At 61.7% G+C, this 18,501-nt stretch carries 19 protein-coding genes; 16 read left to right on the forward strand and 3 right to left on the reverse strand.

What is annotated here, in order from left to right; all coding sequences use genetic code 11:
* The first annotated feature begins 100 nt into the window (after positions 1–100).
* From ACIQ2A_RS12495 to ACIQ2A_RS12510, 4 genes are all read left to right on the forward strand, one after another.
* Positions 101–406, forward strand: a complete 306-nt coding sequence (locus ACIQ2A_RS12495) for an ETC complex I subunit (protein ID WP_398479479.1) — start codon at positions 101–103, stop codon at positions 404–406.
* 131 nt (positions 407–537) lie between these two features.
* Positions 538–2,142: a carboxyl transferase domain-containing protein gene (locus ACIQ2A_RS12500; RefSeq protein ID WP_398479481.1), complete on the forward strand. Its 1,605-nt coding sequence runs from the start codon at positions 538–540 to the stop codon at positions 2,140–2,142.
* A gap of 10 nt (positions 2,143–2,152) precedes the next feature.
* Positions 2,153–4,150 (forward strand): acetyl/propionyl/methylcrotonyl-CoA carboxylase subunit alpha, encoded by a 1,998-nt coding sequence (locus tag ACIQ2A_RS12505; protein ID WP_398479483.1) that lies wholly within the window; start codon positions 2,153–2,155, stop codon positions 4,148–4,150.
* A 30-nt stretch (positions 4,151–4,180) separates the two neighbouring features.
* Entirely contained in the window at positions 4,181–5,080 is a 900-nt protein-coding gene (locus tag ACIQ2A_RS12510; RefSeq protein WP_398479485.1) for a hydroxymethylglutaryl-CoA lyase, read from the forward strand.
* 59 nt (positions 5,081–5,139) lie between these two features.
* On the opposite strand, the gene ACIQ2A_RS12515 is transcribed toward ACIQ2A_RS12510, so the two are convergent.
* Positions 5,140–5,487: a DUF6481 family protein gene (locus tag ACIQ2A_RS12515; RefSeq protein ID WP_398479487.1), complete on the reverse strand. Its 348-nt coding sequence runs from the start codon at positions 5,485–5,487 to the stop codon at positions 5,140–5,142.
* A gap of 402 nt (positions 5,488–5,889) precedes the next feature.
* Here ACIQ2A_RS12515 and ACIQ2A_RS12520 point away from each other — a divergent pair, with 402 nt between their 5' ends.
* Both ACIQ2A_RS12520 and ACIQ2A_RS12525 read left to right on the forward strand, forming a co-directional pair.
* Positions 5,890–6,060: a hypothetical protein gene (locus ACIQ2A_RS12520; protein WP_398479489.1), complete on the forward strand. Its 171-nt coding sequence runs from the start codon at positions 5,890–5,892 to the stop codon at positions 6,058–6,060.
* A gap of 125 nt (positions 6,061–6,185) precedes the next feature.
* Positions 6,186–6,611, forward strand: a complete 426-nt coding sequence (locus ACIQ2A_RS12525; RefSeq protein WP_398479550.1) for an FKBP-type peptidyl-prolyl cis-trans isomerase — start codon at positions 6,186–6,188, stop codon at positions 6,609–6,611.
* A 4-nt stretch (positions 6,612–6,615) separates the two neighbouring features.
* Here ACIQ2A_RS12525 and ACIQ2A_RS12530 read toward each other — a convergent pair whose 3' ends face one another.
* On the reverse strand, positions 6,616–7,587 hold the full coding sequence (locus ACIQ2A_RS12530; RefSeq protein WP_398479491.1) for a TRAP transporter substrate-binding protein: 972 nt from the start codon (positions 7,585–7,587) through the stop codon (positions 6,616–6,618).
* Positions 7,588–7,680: 93 nt separating this feature from the next.
* Positions 7,681–8,538, reverse strand: coding sequence for an FkbM family methyltransferase (locus ACIQ2A_RS12535; protein ID WP_398479493.1), 858 nt, complete (start codon positions 8,536–8,538; stop codon positions 7,681–7,683).
* A 193-nt stretch (positions 8,539–8,731) separates the two neighbouring features.
* Between ACIQ2A_RS12535 and ACIQ2A_RS12540 the strand changes: the two genes are divergently transcribed.
* The 10 genes from ACIQ2A_RS12540 (at position 8,732) to ACIQ2A_RS12585 (ending at position 18,445) form a co-directional block, all read left to right on the forward strand.
* The gene (locus ACIQ2A_RS12540; protein ID WP_398479495.1) at positions 8,732–9,016 is read left to right on the forward strand and encodes a hypothetical protein; all 285 of its coding nucleotides are present in this window, start codon (positions 8,732–8,734) and stop codon (positions 9,014–9,016) included.
* Positions 9,017–9,542: 526 nt separating this feature from the next.
* The gene (locus ACIQ2A_RS12545; RefSeq protein WP_398479497.1) at positions 9,543–10,211 is read left to right on the forward strand and encodes an STN domain-containing protein; all 669 of its coding nucleotides are present in this window, start codon (positions 9,543–9,545) and stop codon (positions 10,209–10,211) included.
* Between the two features lie 2 nt (positions 10,212–10,213).
* Positions 10,214–10,915, forward strand: a complete 702-nt coding sequence (locus ACIQ2A_RS12550) for an energy transducer TonB (protein ID WP_398479499.1) — start codon at positions 10,214–10,216, stop codon at positions 10,913–10,915.
* Between the two features lie 152 nt (positions 10,916–11,067).
* Positions 11,068–11,571 (forward strand): RNA polymerase sigma factor, encoded by a 504-nt coding sequence (locus tag ACIQ2A_RS12555; RefSeq protein WP_398479501.1) that lies wholly within the window; start codon positions 11,068–11,070, stop codon positions 11,569–11,571.
* A gap of 291 nt (positions 11,572–11,862) precedes the next feature.
* The gene (locus ACIQ2A_RS12560; protein WP_398479503.1) at positions 11,863–12,825 is read left to right on the forward strand and encodes a FecR family protein; all 963 of its coding nucleotides are present in this window, start codon (positions 11,863–11,865) and stop codon (positions 12,823–12,825) included.
* Between the two features lie 324 nt (positions 12,826–13,149).
* The gene (locus ACIQ2A_RS12565) at positions 13,150–14,829 is read left to right on the forward strand and encodes a ShlB/FhaC/HecB family hemolysin secretion/activation protein (protein ID WP_398479505.1); all 1,680 of its coding nucleotides are present in this window, start codon (positions 13,150–13,152) and stop codon (positions 14,827–14,829) included.
* Between the two features lie 20 nt (positions 14,830–14,849).
* A complete protein-coding gene (locus tag ACIQ2A_RS12570) occupies positions 14,850–16,823 on the forward strand; it encodes a DUF2341 domain-containing protein (RefSeq protein WP_398479507.1) in 1,974 nt (657 codons plus the stop codon).
* Positions 16,824–16,828: 5 nt separating this feature from the next.
* A complete protein-coding gene (locus ACIQ2A_RS12575) occupies positions 16,829–17,233 on the forward strand; it encodes an ExbD/TolR family protein (protein ID WP_398479509.1) in 405 nt (134 codons plus the stop codon).
* A gap of 4 nt (positions 17,234–17,237) precedes the next feature.
* The gene (locus ACIQ2A_RS12580; RefSeq protein WP_398479510.1) at positions 17,238–17,723 is read left to right on the forward strand and encodes a hypothetical protein; all 486 of its coding nucleotides are present in this window, start codon (positions 17,238–17,240) and stop codon (positions 17,721–17,723) included.
* The gene (locus ACIQ2A_RS12585) at positions 17,720–18,445 is read left to right on the forward strand and encodes a TonB C-terminal domain-containing protein (RefSeq protein ID WP_398479512.1); all 726 of its coding nucleotides are present in this window, start codon (positions 17,720–17,722) and stop codon (positions 18,443–18,445) included. Before ACIQ2A_RS12580 ends, ACIQ2A_RS12585 begins: the two co-directional genes overlap by 4 nt.
* The last annotated feature ends 56 nt before the right edge of the window (positions 18,446–18,501 follow it).

Below are 18,501 nucleotides of genomic sequence, written 5' to 3' on the forward strand. Positions count from 1 at the left end.
GTAGATCTTCGTGGAAACTGGATATACCAGCCCCGCCGTTTTCACCAAATTGTCGCAGTGTCGCATCTTCGAAGCGAAACTTAGAAGGCCCGCCGATCCCATGACCGCACGTATCTTCAAGGCCGCCAAAAATGCCATGCAGTCCGGCATGGCCAAGACCCGTGATTGGCAGCTCGATTACGAGCCGGAGCAGGCGCGGGTGATCGAGCCCCTGATGGGCTGGACCTCCTCCTCCGACATGAAGCAGCAGCTGTCGCTGCATTTCGACACCAAGGAAGACGCGGTCGCCTATTGCGAGCGCGAGGGCATCGCCTATCAGGTGATCGAGCCCAAGGGCCGCATCGAGCGCAAGGTCGCCTATTCCGACAATTTCGCCTTCGGCCGCCAGGAGCCATGGTCGCACTGACCGGCCCGGCGATCCCCGGCTATCGCGTCCAAAGTTAGGGTTGCGCGGGTCTGCCGCGCAATGAGACGATCCCGTGCCCCGTCCAGAGGGCCGGGCAAAACAAGAAACGGATTTGCAGGAAACGGGAGCCGATGGCCCTTCGCTCAACGCTCGATACCAATTCGGCTGAGTTTAAACAAAACATCGAAAAGATGCAGGCGCAGGTCGCCGAGCTGAAAGACAAGCTCGGGGCCGTAGCCGGCGGCGGCGGCGAGGCCGCCCGCGCCAAGCACACTGCACGCGGCAAGATGCTGGCCCGCGAGCGCGTCGATCTGCTGATCGATCCCGGCACCGCTTTTCTCGAACTGTCGCCGCTTGCTGCCAACGGCCTTTATGGCGGCGACGTGCATTCGGCCAGCATCATCACCGGCATCGGCCGAGTATCCGGCCGCGAATGCATGATCATCGCCAATGATGCGACCATCAAGGGCGGCACCTATTATCCGATGACGGTAAAGAAGCATCTGCGCGCGCAGGACATCGCGCGGCAGAACAATCTTCCCTGCATCTATATGGTGGATTCCGGCGGTGCCTTCCTGCCGCTGCAGGACGACCTGTTTCCCGACGAACGCCATTTCGGCCGCATCTTCTACAATCAGGCGCAGATGTCCGCGCAGGGCATTCCGCAGATCGCCGTGGTGATGGGCTCATGCACCGCCGGCGGCGCCTATGTGCCGGCGATGTCCGACGAGAGCATCATCGTGCGCAATCAGGGCACGATCTTCCTTGGTGGCCCGCCGCTGGTGAAGGCGGCAACGGGCGAGGTCGTATCAGCCGAAGAACTTGGCGGCGCCGATGTGCATTCGCGCCAGTCCGGCGTCACCGATCACTATGCGCAGAATGACGCCCATGCCATCGGCCTTGCGCGAAAAATCGCGGCGACGTTTAAGCCGACGCAGCGCGCAGCCTGGAATCTGCAGCCGGTTCGCGATCCGCTCTATGCGGCCGACGAACTTTACGGCGTGATCCCTGCAGATCAGCGCAAGCCATTCGACATGCACGACATCATTGCGCGCATCGTCGATGGTTCGGAATTCGACGAGTTCAAGAAGCTCTATGGCACTACGCTGATCACCGGCTTCGCGCATATCTGGGGATTCCCGGTTGGTATCATCGCGAATAACGGCATCCTGTTCAGCGAGAGCTCGCTCAAGGGTGCGCATTTCATCGAGCTTTGCTGCCAGCGCAACATTCCGCTCGTATTCCTGCAGAACATCACCGGATTCATGGTCGGCAAGAAATACGAGGCCGGTGGCATCGCGCGCGATGGCGCCAAGCTGGTGACTGCTGTCGCCACCGCCAATGTGCCGAAATTCACCGTCGTGGTCGGCGGGTCCTATGGCGCCGGCAATTACGGCATGTGTGGCCGCGCCTATTCACCGCGCTTCCTGTGGATGTGGCCCAATGCCCGCATCTCGGTAATGGGTGGCGAGCAGGCGGCGATGGTGCTGAGTCAGCTTCGCCGCGACAATATCGAGGCCAAGGGCGGGACCTGGTCCACCGAGGAAGAAGAGGCGTTCCGCAAGCCAACCCGCGACCAGTTCGAGACGCAGGGCAGCCCATATCATGCGACGGCGCGGCTGTGGGACGACGGCGTGATCGATCCCGCCGATACGCGTCTCGTGCTCGGCCTCGGCCTGTCTGCCTCCGCCAACGCGCCGGTCGAGCCGACGCGTTTTGGCCTGTTCCGGATGTGAGGCGAAAGCGATGACCAAAGCCATCTATCGCCGTTTCCGCACGCTCCTGATCGCCAATCGCGGCGAGATCGCCTGCCGTGTGATCCGCACGGCGCGGGCCATGGGCCTGCGCACTGTCGCCGTCTATTCCGAAGCCGATGCCCATGCGCTGCATGTTGCCGAGGCTGACGAGGCGGTTCTGATCGGCCCGTCGCGCGCGGCTGACAGCTATCTCAATATCGGACGTATTCTGGCGGCTGCGAAAACCAGCGGCGCGGAAGCGATCCACCCCGGTTACGGCTTCCTCTCTGAAAGCGCGGAATTCGCGCAAGCCTGCGCCGATGCCGGGTTGATCTTTGTCGGCCCGACCGCAGACATGATCACTGCCATGGGCTCGAAATCCGGCTCCAAGGCGCTGATGGAGAAGGCCGGCGTGCCGCTGGTGCCCGGCTATCACGGCGATGCGCAGGATGACGCCACGCTGTCCACTGCCGCCAACAAGATCGGCTTTCCGGTTCTCGTGAAAGCATCGGCCGGCGGCGGCGGCCGCGGCATGCGCGTTGTGCGCGCGGCCGACGAACTTGCACCCGCCATCGTCAGTGCCAAGCGCGAAGCCAAGGCCGCGTTCGGCGACGACCGCATGCTGATCGAAAAATATGTCGACAATCCCCGCCACATCGAAGTGCAGGTGATCGGCGACAGCCATGGCAATCTGCTCTCTTTGTTCGAGCGCGAATGCACCCTACAGCGCCGACACCAGAAGGTGATCGAGGAAGCGCCGTCGCCGACATTGAACGAAACGCAGCGCGAAGCCGTCTGCGCCGCCGCACGCAAGGCCGCAAGTGCTGTAAGCTATGTCGGCGCCGGCACGATCGAATTCGTTTCCGACGGCAAGGACGTCTTCTTCATCGAGATGAATACGCGCCTGCAGGTCGAACATCCCGTGACCGAACTGATCACGGGTGTCGATCTGGTCGAATGGCAGCTCCGCGTTGCCTTTGGCGAAGCACTGCCGCTGACCCAGGACCAGATCAAGCTGAACGGCCACGCCATCGAGGCGCGCGTCTATGCCGAAAATCCCGACAAGAATTTCATGCCGTCGGTCGGGCGCATCACCGCCTGGCGGATGGCATCAGACATCGGCGGTTTGCGCATCGACGCCGGCTATCGTGCTGGCGATATGGTGTCGCCGAATTACGACGCCATGCTGGCCAAGATCATCACCTGGGCGCCGACGCGTGCCACGGCCATCGATGCACTTGGCCGTGCGCTCGACGAGACGGATATCCGCGGCATCGTCACCAACACGGCCTTCCTGTCGAAACTGGTGACGCATCCGGACGTCCGCGCCAATGAGATCAATACTGGTTTCATCGAACGGGAGCTGAACGCGCTAACGACAAGCGATGGCAGTGTCAGCGATCTCGAACTGTCGGCGGCCGTTGCCGCGATCATCGCGAGCGAGCAGGCCGTAGAGCGGAACGAGGCGCGGTCGCCATGGCAGACGGCTGGCTGGATGCCGGTCGGCCGACGCAATCGCCTGTTCAAGTTCAGGCGCGGCCAGGAGGAATGGCCGGTGACACTGCGCTATGGCGGCGGGGCATCGTCCATCGCGGTCGGCGATCGCGAGCTTCCGTTTGAATTAACGTCGATCGGCGAGGGCGTCGTCGATCTCACGCTCGATGGCGTCCGCTCGCGTATCACCGGCCTCATCAAAGGCCACGAGCTTTATGTGCGCACCCGCAACGGGCGCTTCGATCTGCATTGGGTCGATTCATTCGGCGGTGATGACGAAGAAACAACCGGCGAGGATAAGATCGTCGCGCCGCTGCCCGGCACGGTTGTGGCCTTGCTGGCGGAAGAGGGCGCGACGCTTGAAAAAGGCGCTGCCATCCTGACGCTGGAAGTCATGAAGATGGAGCAGACCTTGCGGGCGCCCTTTGCGGGCGTGTTGAAGCAGATTAAATGCAATGTTGGCGATGTCGTCGGCGAAGGTGCCGAACTCGCAGAGATCGAGCCGAGCGCCTGATCTCCGGAATATGCAGAAGATTGGAATGCCATGAGCGATCAGGTTCGGATCATCGAAGTCGGCCCGCGTGACGGCCTGCAGAACGAAAAGGCACAGGTCAGCGTCGCGGATCGCATCGCGTTTTCCAGGGGTTTGTTCGCAGCCGGTCTACATACGATCGAGGTCGGCTCCTTTGTGTCGCCCAAGGCAGTTCCCAAGATGCAGGGCTCGGACGAGGTGTTTCGCGGCGTCAGCGATCTGCCCGGCGAATTCCATGTCTTGGTGCCCAATGAGAAGGGCTATGACGGCGCGAAGGCGGTTGGCGCGAAGGTGATCGCTGTGTTTGCCTCGGCTTCCGAAGGCTTTTCGCGCGCCAATATCAATTGCTCGGTCGCGGAATCCATCGAGCGCTTCAAGCCGGTGATCGAGCGCGCCAAGGCCGATGGCATCCGCGTGCGCGGTTACATCTCCTGTGTGCTCGGCTGTCCCTATGACGGCGAGGTCGCGCCGAAGGCTGTCGTGGACGTGGCGAAAACGCTTTTTGACCTCGGCTGCTACGAGGTGTCGCTGGGCGACACCATCGGTGTCGGCACGCCGACCAAAGCGCGCGAGTTGCTTCGTGCGGTGTCGGGCACCGTCCCGATGGCTCAACTGGCGATGCATTTCCACGATACCTACGGCCAGGCGCTGGCCAATATCTATGCCGGCCTGGAAGAGGGGTGCCGTGTCATCGACAGTGCTGCAGGTGGCCTGGGCGGCTGCCCCTATGCGCCCGGTGCCACGGGCAATGTCGGGACTGAAGACGTGGTCTACATGCTCGAGGGCATGGGGATCACCACAGGCGTCGATATGAACAAGCTCCTCGCCGCCACCAATCACATCAGCCAGGTGATCGGCCGCCCGCCGGTAAGCCGCGTGGCATCGGCCCTGAACGCAAAAGCGCGATCGTAGCAACGGTGAACGAGAATGGGCCAGCGCCAAGCGCCGGCCCATTTTATTGAGGTAAAATATTACTTCTTGCGAGCCTTGCGAGCTGCATATCGCGCATCGCGGGCAGCCTTCTGCTCGGCTTCCGCGGCGATACGGGCGGCTTCGGCCTCTTCCTGCTCGCGGGCGATCCGGGCAGCTTCGGCGGCGGCTTCTTCGGCTGCACGGGCTTTTTCAGCCAGCTTTTCAGCTTCGCGGGCGGCCTTCTTCTCTTCGCGGGCAGCGGCCTGGGCGGCGCGTTCGGCGATGCGGGCCTGCACGGCAGGATCATCCGCGCTTGGCGCTGCCTTGAACTTGGCCAGAATGTTCTTGCGCGCGTCCTGGGCAGCCTTCTGACGGTCAGCGAAGCTGGGTGATTTGAATCCGCTCATGAACGAGGCCTTGTCACTTTCTCTTTAGAGGTTGTTTGGGTGGGTATCCGCCGCAGGTCGGGCTGTTGCCGGACGGGCCGAAACACAGCAGCGGTTTACAGCGCGAAGCGGCGCTATGCATCAACAAATTGCGAAAATCTGCATTGCGTGACGGTACTGTGGGATAAACGCCCAAATCGCCGCCCGACACAGCCAGACATAGAGCAGACTGGTGGTTTCACAGGCTTGCCGCGCCGCTGTCCGCAATTTGCCACAACGAAGCGGCGTTATCGCGCCGGTATTCGCCCGGAGAGCCACTGGGCAGCGTGCCGCGGTGCGACACTGAACCTCAACCGCATCCCGCGCGACTGACCGGAACCTTGCCCGCCGGGACGGGTTTCCATAGCTACTGGGAGTGATGTCATGCAGGCAGCTATCGACCGCGTTCTTCGCAGCTTTTCGTTCAAGCCGTCCACCGGTTTTCACGATGATACGCAGCGAGACAACCCGCGACATGATCCTGAAGCCTTGGCTGACCGCCTGCTGGAGAATTTCAAGGGACAATTGGCGCGCAACGCAAGCCAGCGCCACTGATCCCGCCCTTGCGTCTGGGCACGCTAACGGGGCATAGCTGCGTTCCCGCAAACCAGTACGCAGGACACACTATGAGAAGCCTTCCCCGCGCTATCGCCGTCTCGGCCATTGCTCTCGGCGCGATCATGACTTCTGTCATCTCCGATGTGTCGCAATCTCCCGCCGATGCTCAAACGAAATCGGCACCAGCCGCAGGAAAAACCATGACCACAGCTTCAGGCCTCAAGATCGAAGATACCCAGGTCGGCACCGGCGCGTCGCCGAAAACCGGCCAGACCTGCGTCATGCACTATACCGGCTGGCTCTATGAAAACGGCCAGAAGACCAAGAAATTCGACTCCTCGGTCGATCGCAACGAGCCGTTCGAATTCCCGATCGGTGCCGGCCGCGTGATCAAGGGCTGGGACGAAGGCGTGGCCACCATGAAGGTTGGCGGCAAGCGCACGCTGATCATTCCGCCGGATCTCGGCTATGGCGCCCGCGGCGCTGGCGGCGTGATCCCGCCGAATGCCACGCTGGTCTTCGAGGTCGAACTGCTCGGCGTGAAGTAAGGCGTCAGGCCTGCGCGATCCGGCGCAGCAAGACGCGCGACGATTCCTCGCCGGCATAGATGTCGGCGAGGGGCGCGGCCTTCGCGATGAAGGGCGCTTTGGCGGGGTGGACAAAGGTCACGCCCATCTGCTGAACGTCAGCCCGCGCCTTCGCCTCGAAGGCCTCCCATAGCTTGTTCATGTGATGATAGGAGGCGGTTGCTGCCTCCTGCAGGATGTCGCGCTGGCGCGGCGTGAACGCCTTCATGCGTTCGGCACCGACGAGCAGCACGTCCGGGATCATGGTGTGTTCATCGAATGAATAGTGCGTGGCTACTTCGCCATGCCGGCCGACGATGAGTGCGACCACGCTGTTCTCGGCGCCATCGACGACACCGGACTTCAGCGCCACATAGACATTGCTCCAGGCCAGCTCGACGGCTTCCGCGCCAAATAGCTGCAAAAGCTTCGTCATGGTTTCCGACGGCTGGATGCGGATCTTCATGCCCTTGAGATCGTCGGGATGATTGATCGGCTTGCGGCCGTAGAAACTGCGTGCCCCCGCATCGTAGTAAGTGAGGCCGACAAGACCCGCCGGCGTGGTCGTTGCGAGAATATCGCGGCCGACATCCGTATTTGTCACCCGCAGCCAATGCGCGCGATCACGCAAGGTGAAGGGAAGGTTCAGCACCTTGTATGCGGGATGGAAGCGCTCCAGCAGGCTGGCGCTGACTTTCAGGAAATCGAGCTTGCCGGCCTGCACCTGCGAGATCAGGTCGCTTTCCTGGCCGAGCTGGCCATCGGCGAACAGCGCAATATCAAGTTCGCCCTGCGATCGCTCGCGGGCAAGATCGGCAAAATGCTGCATGGCGGGGTGCACGGGGTGCGTCGCCGGTAATCCATGGGCGAGACGCAGTTTCAACGGCGCAGCCCGCAGCACCGCCGGGCAGGCGACACTCAGACCGACAGTCAAAAGAAGACGGCGCCGAGAAAGCATGGATGAATCCGCGGACTGTCAGGGAAAAGGGCGGTAGGCAGACGCAGCGCGCGAGCAGCTGCGCGTGCCATGATACGTCGTATCGGCGGGCGTTTAAAGCCTCGGAGATGCCACTTTCGATCGCTGGCTCTGGAGCTGGCCGACATAGCGGTTTTTGCCGTCCGGCGAAATCGCACCGCGGGAGACCAGGTGGTGGACGCAGTTGAGCGCGAGGTCGAACGAGCCGTAGCAATGGTGTGCGATCAGCGCGAGATGCTTGAGCTGCTCGCTATCCATCGTCTCCGCATCGATGAAGTTGCGGACATAGACGACGTCGGCCTCGACGAGCTGGTTGATCGCCGCAGCCGGATCGGGGCCAAGCATCGGCGCGATCATCTTCTTGTTGATCGCCGTGAACGCGTGCGGCACGAAGCCGAGCCCCCGCAGTTCCAGATCGATGTCGCCGAATACAGGCTGGTTTTCGTACAGGGCTACGAAGGAGACTTCAGTCTGGATGGCAACGGCCTTCGCGAGTTTGTCGCGGCCATGGCGAAATACAGAAAGCTCGCCGCCCTGGATGTCAATTTTCAGGAGATCGATGGCCGTGATCTCGGCGATATCGTCGAGCCGCCGTGTCTGTTGTGGAATCCGTTCGATGACGCGCCCGAGTTCGGTGAAATTCGGAAAATGCGTCAGTGTCTTGGCGTCAGGCCGTAACAGGCTCGCAAAGCCGATGCCGCGGCAGAGATTGAGCGTATGCGTCTCACCATCCCCGACAGCAAAAGGCAGATAGGTCTCCTGCGCGCTTTTGCGTTTGGCGAGCTCTGCGATGGCGACCGGATGCGGATCGAAGCCGGTGACGCGGCAGAGTTTGTCCAGCATCATGCGCTTATAGGGCGGATCGCCATCGATGGGATTGGCACCGATATCGACGACCTCGGTCAGCCGGACAGGGCACAGTAAAGCCGACAACCCGTCATGAGCGGATTCGTGTCCGTTTTTCGCTGTTGCGGCCTGATTCATCGGCCGGACATTGAACGCGGCAGATCGCTCAAGCGCCGTGTCACGTCGTCGCGCCCCACGCACGCGGAACGATCGATCCGGCCATGACTTAACTCCGGATGTTCCTGAAAACCGGGAGATTTTCATGCGATTTCGACACATCATGCTGGCCGGTGCCATGGCCATGACAATTGCGGGCACGGGCATCGCACGGGCCGATCAGACGTTCAGCGGTCTTGTGACAGTGGTTGATCGGACCACGGGCGAAATCGTGGTCAAACGCGATGAAGGGGGGACGGTCGGGTCGAGCGCCGCTGCCGCCACCGAGAAATTCAAGCTGCGGGACGGGATTCCGGAATCGCTGCATGCCGGCGAGAAGGTCACCATCTCCTACACCGAAAGCGGCGGCGTAAAGACCGCGACGAAGGTGGATGAAGTAAAGAACTGATTCAAATTGGCGGCTCGGTCATTGCTGAGCCGCCATGAACAATCAGAGGCACGTGCCGGGTTGCTCTATGTCGGCGAGCCCGAACAAACAAAACCGCGAATATCCATTCTTTTGATATCGCCCGCTTGTTTTTCGCTCGAATGACCGTTTTCGAGACTCATCGATATTGGCTGCTTCACTGCAGGCATCGACCAGCGGTGCAACCATGGCTCCGGCGCCATGGCCGTCGGAGTGCGCTCGTGCCGCGAGCGATTAACCGAGGAGTGAGGAGGGCAGTACCGCCTGTCATCGTATTGTCATCGATCCGATGGACTAGTCGCCCGGCTCGCCATAGAATCAATGATGAGCGCTGGCGACGAGATCGGGCGATCCCGGATCATACGGCACAGCGACGGCAGGTCAGGTAACGTGAATATCAGTTCGGCCGATGTGTAACAGCCAACGGTGTGACCAGGCACTTGCTACCGTATTCTTCTCGAGACGCGTGACCATGATGCGTGGTTTGCGTTCACGAGCGGCGATAGCCATGCTGATGCCGATCATGTGCTTGGTCATGGTTTCAGCAATCTCGGCAAGCGACGATGCCGGGCACTATGCGCCGATCCAATTTCGGATTCCGAGCCAGCCGCTCGCTGCCGCGCTGCAGACCTATAGCAAGGTTACCGGCGTGCAATTGCTCTATGAAAGCGGCGCTGCCGGGAACCGTTTTTCCGTGCCGGTCGAAGGCGAGTATACGCGCGACGCTGCATTGCGTGCGCTACTGGGTAATACGGATCTGGTGATCCGCTACACGCGCTCCAATTCCATTACGCTGGTGCCTGCCTCGGCCGATCCCGATGCGCCGCCAGACGCCGTGTTTGCAGGGCAGGCGGATTTGACACTCGACACCCTTGTTGTCCGCAGGCAGCGGCCAAGCAGCGATCCTTCGCTGTTACGTGCCTATAGCGGCGTCATTCAGTCGGACATCCAGCACGCGTTGCGGAAGGAAGCAAAAACGCGCAATGGCGCTTACAGCGCTGGCATCAAGCTGTGGATCGATAATCCGCGGACCGTGCGCAAAACCGAGTTGTTCCGGTCATCCGGCGACCAGGAGCGCGATGAAACGATCGCTCGCGTACTGGATGGCATGCAGGTGAGCCAGGCGCCGCCGGCCAATGCGCCGCAGCCGGTCATGGTCATGATCACGGTGCGCTAGCAATGACGGGCAGGCGCTCATCGAGGTCCTGGGACGGAGCCGACGATACAGGATCGGATCTTGATCTGTATGGGGATTCCTCGTCCGGCACGTGGCGCTGGTTTGCCGCCAGCGCTGTGCTCGTCCCGGTTCTGGTGGTTGCAGGCGTCTATTGGCTGCATCAGATGCCGATTGGTCCGACCGCGCGGCAGCGAAGTTCGACCATTCAGGTTGAACTGATTGCAAGCCCGGCGCCTGCGACGGAGTTTAAACAGGCGTCAGTGCAACCCAATCCGCCGATTGTTGATTTCCAAACCGAGGCGAAGATTTCGGAGCAAAGCGTTGCACCGGTGGAGCAGGAGATCGCTCCTCCACAGCCGCTGATACGGCCTCAACCGGCTGCTGCCCCTGTGCAGAGACCGACGGGCGGCGGGCAGCGTCAGGCCGTATCGGCGGGAGCAGCATCGCGCTTTCAGCAGCAATTGCTGACGCATATCGAGCGCTATCAGCGCGATCCCGGCGCCAGCGGGACGGTTCTCGTGCTGTTTGCCATGCGCCGCGACGGCACATTGGTTCGGCTGGATGTGAAATCGAGTTCGGGCCGCGCGCTGCTCGATCAGGAGGCGATGGAAACGATCCGGCGAGCACAACCGCTGCCACGTATCCCTGCCGACATGCCCGACGTCATCACCGTCTTGCTACCTGTGGCATTCGACGCACGTTGAATAAATCCGCGCTGTCCCGCAGAGGCTGTGGCAATTTCGTAATCAATTTGTCATGAGCGAACGGTAACATGCTGCCTGCTGAGGTAGTAGCCGGTTGATGCGCGAGGACGTAACCGTTGACTGGGGTAAATCGTACAACCTTGCGGGACGTCTTGGCGGCCGATTATAGCGGCCTTTTCAGGCGCTTGACGCGCAAGCTCGGCTCGTCCGAACTGGCAGGGGACGCCCTGCAGGAGACGTTCTTGCGTGTGGAGCGTATGTCGAGCGCCCCCGCCATTAGCCGCCCGAAAGACTACTTGTTCCGTATCGCGCTGAATGTCGCGACCGACCGCCGCCGCGCGGATCAGCGCCATCTCAGCCTCGATGCCATTGATACCTTGCTCGATATTCCCGATGATGCGCCGGATGCGGCAGCCATCATGGAGGGGCGGCAGGATATCGAAGCGCTCGATCGAGCATTGGCTGAGCTGCCAGTGCGTGCGCGTCACGTCTTCACCGCCGCCGTGGTGAATAAGCTGCCCGACCATGAAATTGCGGCCGAACTGGGCGTGAGCATCAGGACGGTCGAAATTGATCTGCGTAATGCGTTGAAACACTGCGCACAGCGGCTCGACCGGACCTTGATCCGACGGACCGGTGGGCCGCGTCCGCGTTAAGGCCCGCCACTGCTATTGCCGGCGCAAATCTCGACCAATTTTTGCTATCGGTTGTTGCTGTAACTGGCCTGAAACTATCGGGCCGCGGAAATCTGTGTCATTAAGCGACGATTCGGCTGCGGGATAGCATGGTCGCAGCCGTCTAGTACTTGAGAAAGTACTGTCAGCCATTTCAATTCATCAGATCAGAAGCGCCGCGACATCGATGATCCGCATCATTTTCCAGATACGGTCTTTTATCATCCGTCCCGGATCGGCTACTGCGTCGATGGACGTTCGCGGGTCGGCCTGGTGACTGAGGCGGGCGACGATAGTGGTTTGCTCGATCGGGCGATCGACTGGGTTGCATTGTTGCGCTCGGGGCGGGCGACCACGGACGACGCCGAACAGTTGCAGCGCTGGCGCGCGATGCACCCGGCACATGAGGCCGCATTTCGGCAGGCGGCGCGCCTGTATCGCGATCTCGGCACGATGGGGGCAGAGCTTGAGCGCCGCAAGGTTCGTTCGTTTGTTCCGCGGACCGCTGTTACGCGGCGCGCCTTGATCGGCGGGGCGCTGGCCGCATCCGTTGCTGCCTATATGGTGGTGAAGCCGCCGCTGGAAATGTGGCCGTCGCTGGCGGAAATGTCGGCGGACTATCGCACGGCGAAGGGCGAGCAGCTCGATGTGGCATTGGCCGACAATGTGTCGTTGAAGCTCAATACACTGACCAGCGTGGCAGTGCGCGGCGACGGCATCAGTCCGCGTATCGAGCTGATATCTGGCGAAGCTGCGATCACGTCGCAGCGGTCGCTGTCGGAGCCGCTGGTGGTGATTGCCGCCGATGGCCACATCACGTCCTCCGCGGGCGAAGTGAATATTCGCTGTATCGACGGTGTTGTGCTCGCGACCTGTCTGCAGGGTTCGATCACCGTAACGCGGGGCGGGCGGAGCGTCGAACTGAGGAGCGGGCAGCAGATCGCCTATTCGGCGTCGGAGCCGCTCGGTTTGCCGGCGCCTATCGCCGATTCCGCCATTCTTTCGGCGTGGCGGGAAAAGCTCTTGATCTTCAAGGACAAGCCACTTGCCACCGTGGTCAGCGAGATCAATCGCTATCGTCCCGGCAAGATCATGGTGACCAATTCCGATCTCGGCCAGCGCCTGGTCAACGGCACCTTTCATACTGACAAGCTCGACGATTTTGTCGCGCAAGTTCGCCAGCTCTATGCGGTGAAGGTGCGGGCGCTGCCCGGCGGCGTCGTTCTGCTCAGCTGATTTTTCGCATTGATATCATTCGGCAACGGCGCTCCTCATGGGGCGCGGTGCGACGTGCTCTTTGCGTTGTCGCCAGCTCGACAACCGTGCGATTCGGTCGACACGATTTTCTTAATTTTTCTTCTGCGGGTTGATGGTTGCCCAAACGTCTTCAAGACGTAGGGACCTGATTGCGAGCACGCGGCTCGCTCTCGGTGTGCCCTCTGATGGGCTTGGTGCATGCTTCTTTATCTTCGAGACGATGTCGGCGCGACACTGCCGAAGTGGCGGTTTTTGCAATCTTCGGCGCCGGCAGTCCTGATGCTTGCAAGCATCGGCGCTCTCATGGGTGCTTCCCAGTCGGCCTTTGCGGCGCCGAGCCAGCAGGCGGAAGCCAAATCTTCTGGTGCCAAATCTTCTGATACAAAGTCTTCGGATGCGAAGGCTGCCAGCAACAAGCCGGCAACCGATGCTCCGCCGGCTGCGCCGCTGCAACGCTTCGATATCGACGACTTCGCCGTGCAGGGCGCCGATAAGCTGCCGCAGATCGATGTCGAGGAGGCGATCTATCCATTCCTTGGCCCCAATCGCACGGCGGATGACGTCGAGAAGGCGCGTGCAGCGCTTGAAAAAGCCTATCACGATAAGGGGTTTCAGACCGTCAGCGTTGCGGTCCCGCAGCAGAACGCGCTCACCGGCCGCGTGATCCTCAAGGTCACCGAAATGAAGGTCGGCCAGTTGCGCGTGAAGAATTCGCGCTACTTCGATCTCGACAAGGTAAAGGACAGGGCGCCGTCATTGAAGCCAGGCACTGTGCCGGACTTCAATGCGGTGACGAAGGACATCGTCGGCCTCAACCAGTGGCCGGATCGTCGCGTGACGCCGGCTCTGCGCGCGGGCGTGACGCCGGGCACCGTCGATGTCGATTTGAATGTCGAAGACAAGGCGCCGTTCCATGGCAGCCTCGAACTCAACAACCGTCGTTCACCGAATACAACGGGCTCGCGTCTGATCGGCACTGCGCGTTACGACAATCTGTGGCAGCTCGGTCATTCCTTCAGCTTCACCTATCAGGTGGCGCCGGAGAATCCGAACGATGCCGAGGTGTTCTCGGGTTCGTATCTCGCGCGTTTCGAGAATATCGACTGGTTGACCGCGCTGGTCTACGGCGTGAAGTCGAGCAGCGATGTCGCGACCGTCGGCGGCATGAATGTCGTCGGTCCCGGCGAGATCATCGGCGCGCGCGCCGTTATGACGCTGCCGGCCCGCGAAAACTTCTTCCATACCCTGTCGGCAGGCATGGACTACAAACATTTCGATCAGACCATGCGCGATCTGAGCGGCAACGGCTTTGGCACGCCGATCACCTATTTCCCTGCCGTTGCCAGCTATGGCGCCACGTTCCAGGGCGAGAAGTCGCTGACGCAGCTCAACGCCTCGATCACCGCCGCCATGCGGCCGGCGGGCGACGACTGGCGTGCCTTCGACAACAAGCGCGCCTGGGCATCGGGCAGCTTCACGCATCTGAATGTCGATCTCGCCCATACGCACGAGCTGCCGGAAGGCTTCCAGTTCTGGACCAAGGTCGCGGCGCAGGTCTCTGACGGCCCGCAGGTGTCGAGCGAACAGTTCAGCATCGGCGGCATGGATACGGTCCGCGGCTATCTCGAATCCGAAGTGCTCGGCGATGACGGCGTCGTCGGTAATGTCGAAATCCGCTCTCCCGATGTCGGCTCGATGCTGCAGAAGGAGATGAAGGACGAGACCGGGCAGGGCACGCCGCGCTTCACCACCTTCAACGAATGGCGCTTCTTCGGCTTCGCCGATGCCGGTCATGTTCGCGTGCAGCGGCCGCTGCCCGAGCAGCAAACGAACTTCGATGTCTGGAGCTACGGCGCAGGCACCCGCTTCAAGGTCTTCGAAGGCGTCAATGGCGTGATCGCCTATTCGGTGCCGATGATCAGCCAAGCTTACACGCATGCCAATACTGGGCGCGTGAATTTCCGTATCTGGGGTGAATTCTGATGACGATGGGGAGCGGTCACATGACCAAGGGCGTCTCTAGCCTGCGCCAGCAAATGAGGAATGCGGCTGCGGGCCTCGCGCTCGGCTTTGCCGCGGCGATGGTGCTGTTCCCGTCCACAGCGAATGCGTGGTGGAACGACGAATGGCAACTGCGCAAGAAGATCAATCTTGATACCAGCGCCACCGGCGCCAGCATCAATGACCCGATCGGCAGCGTTCCGGTGCTGGTGCGCCTGCATTCCGGCAATTTCCGCTTCAGCCTCGCCAAGGATGACGGCAGCGATCTGCGTTTCGTGGCGACCGACGACAAGACGCCGCTGAAGCACCACATCGAGAAATGGGACTCACTGCTCGGTGAGGCTCTGGTCTGGGTTTCGGTGCCGAATGTGGGGCCGGGTGCGAAGTCGGATTTCTGGATCTATTACGGCAACAAGAAAGCCGCGGCGACCAACGACGCCAAGGGCACCTATGATGCGGACACCGCGCTCGTCTATCACTTCAACGAGCGCGGCACGCCGGCAATCGACTCGTCGGTCTGGGCCAATAACGCGCAGAGCGTTGGCCAGCCCGCTGACGGTTCGCTGATCGGCACCGGCCTGCGTCTGGACGGCCGCAATATCGTAACACTGCCGGCCTCGCCGTCGCTCGGCATGGCCGATGGTGCGCCCTTCACGCTCTCGACCTGGTTCAAGCCGGCTGCAGTTCAGCCGAATTCGGTTCTCTATAGCCGACGTGACGGCGGCAACGGTGTGGTGGTCGGTCTCGACAATGGCGTTCCCTTCGTCGAAGTGAGCAACGCGGCCGGCACCCAGCGCACCGGCGCCGGCGCTCCGATCGCAGCCAATAGCTGGCACCATCTGGCGGTCGTTGCCGCCAGCGGTACGGTCACCGTCTATCTCGACGGTGCCTCCTACGCAGTGCTCAATGCGTCCCTCCCGGCCCTGACGGGTACTGCGCGGCTCGGCGGCGATGCCCCGCTGCCGGCCGCGGCGCCGGCGGTCCCCGCGGCGGATCCCGCAGCAACAGCGGCCAATGGCTCGACGCCTGCTGTAGAAGCACCAGCACCAGCAGCAGCACCTGTCGCTGCAGCGATGGCTGGCTTCGTCGGCGACATCGACGAATTGCAGATCTCGAAGATCGCGCGTTCGCCGGGCTTCATCAAATTCGCGTCGATCGAGCAGGGGACCGACCCCGCCAAGCTGCTGTCATTCAGCGGCGATGAAGAGACCGCAAGCTGGATGACGGGCCACTTCGCCATCATCCTGAAGGCCGTCACCATCGACGGCTGGATCGTGATCGGCTTGCTGATGATCATGGCTGTCCTGAGCTGGATCGTGACCTGGGACCGCGTCAGCTACATGAAGCGCCAGGCCAACGCCAACGATCGCTTCATGAAGAGCTTCCGCAAGCTCGCCGATAATCTGACTGCGCTCGATCGTGGCGAAGCCGACGAAAATGCGGCCGTCCTCGGCAGCAAGCTCGGCGATGAGGAAGCACAGATGGTCCGTGCATCGTCGCTGTACCGCATCTACCACGTCGGCGCGGAGCAGATCAGCAACCGCTTCGCCAATAGCGATCTGATCCGCCTTAACGGTGCCTCGATCTCTGCGATCCGTGCAGCGCTCGACAGCATGTTCGTCAAGGAGACGCAGCGCCTCAACAAGATGATGGTGGTGCTGACGATCTCGATCTCGGGCGGCCCGTTCCTCGGCCTGCTCGGTACCGTGGTCGGCGTCATGATCACCTTTGCGGCCATCGCAGAAAGCGGCGATGTCAATGTCAACGCGATCGCACCGGGCATCGCGGCGGCGCTCGTCGCCACCATCGCCGGCCTGTTCGTCGCGATCCCCGCGCTGTTCGCCTACAACTATCTGGTGGCGCGCATCGGCGAACTGACCTCCGACATGCAGGTGTTCATCGATGAATTTGTGACCAAGATGGCCGAGTTCTACGCGAACGAGCCGATCGTCGATCACCGCCAGGCTGCTGAGTAAGAACGATGCAGCTTCAGGCCAAGAACAAGCCGTATGACGATATCAACATCACGCCGATGCTCGATCTCGCTTACGTGCTGCTCATCATCTTCATCGTGATGACGACGGCGACGGTGCAGGGGCAGAAGGTCAATCTGCCCAAGGCATCTGCTGCTCCGAGCCTCGCGACGCCGACCACCAAGGCGATCACGGTGTCCAACGAGGGCAAGATCTTCCTCGACACCATTCCGGTGACGCTGCCCGAACTGGAGCAGCGTCTGATCCAGCAGAAAGCGCTGACGCCGGAATTCCCCGTGGTTCTGCGCGGTGACGCGCAGACCCAATACCAAAGCGTCATGGATGTCCTCGATCTGCTCGGCCGCATTGGTCTGTCGCAGGTCGGACTCGCCACCAAGCCTCTCGTGAAGTAACGCCGTGATCCAGACCGCCAGCCATATCGATGACCACACCAAGGGCGCATTCGCGACCCTCTGGGCATGGCTGCGTCGCGGTGCCTCCGCTGCCACCGTCGCGCCGGTGCCGCCGGACACCGCTGCGCGCGCGCCGGCTGGCATCGATCTCGTCCAGCAGCCGGGTATCGTTCTGTCATTCCCGCTGCGTGGCGAAGCGCTGCTGGTTCGGCTCACGGAGCTGCTGCGCCGCCGGGTGGCGGAGCTGGTGCCGCAATGCGGGCGCCTGTCGCTCACGCTGTCGCATCACCCTGCATTGCGCCTGTCGATCGACGAAAGCGCTTTCATCGAATTCGACGCATCGAGCGCCGAATTCAATCTGGTGATCGAAGCGGAGAGCGGCACGCGGATGATCATCCAGACAACGGATTTCGATGCAGTGGTGAAATTCGTTCTGCAATACGTCGTCGAGAAGCTCTCCGACGACGCCGTGCTGGAGGCCGCATCGTGAAGAAGCCATCAGAGAAACTCACGCGCACCGAGGCCACCGGAAATCGCGGCGTCTATCTGCGCTATGGCGTAGTGGTCGGGGTGATCACGCTGCTCTTTGTCGGCGGTTGGATCTTCCTCATGAGCGGCAGCGACATGCCCGCACCAAAGCAGGTGCGCGAGCTGACAGTCGTCAACATCATTCCGCCGCCTCCGCCACCGCCGCCCGAACAGAAAATGATCGAGCAGACCAAGGTGACGGAAGAGCCGAAGATGGTCGAACAAGAGCGGGTCGAGGAAAAGCCGGTCGAGAAGCCGGCAGACGATCCAGTCAAGGACGCGAAGAGCGAGGAGCCTCCGGGTCCTCTGGCGCTCGATGCGCCGGCGACCGGGCCAGGCGATGCGTTCAATCTCGGCAGCAAGGTCGGTGGCAGCCCCTATGGCGGTCGCGGCGGCGGTGGCAGCCGTTGGGGCTGGTACGCCTCGATCGTGCAGACGCAGATCGAAGCGGCGATCCGCGCCAATGAGCGCACCAAGAATGCGGTGATGCAGCTGCAGTTTCGCATCTGGGCCGACAATACCGGCCGCATCAGCCGCGTCGAACTCGTGAATTCCAGCGGCAGCGCCGAAATCGATGCCGCCATTCGCAACGACGTCATCGGCCGTCTGACGCTGCGGGAGCCGCCGCCGAACGATATGCCGATGCCCATCAATGTCCGGGCGACCGGACGCAAAGCAACTTAATTCGCGCGGCCGGGGGACGGCCAAGCAAACATCGCTTCGACTAGCAGGGGACTTGA

The organism is Tardiphaga sp. (assembly GCF_044336785.1).
Taxonomy (GTDB): Bacteria; Pseudomonadota; Alphaproteobacteria; order Rhizobiales; family Xanthobacteraceae; genus Tardiphaga.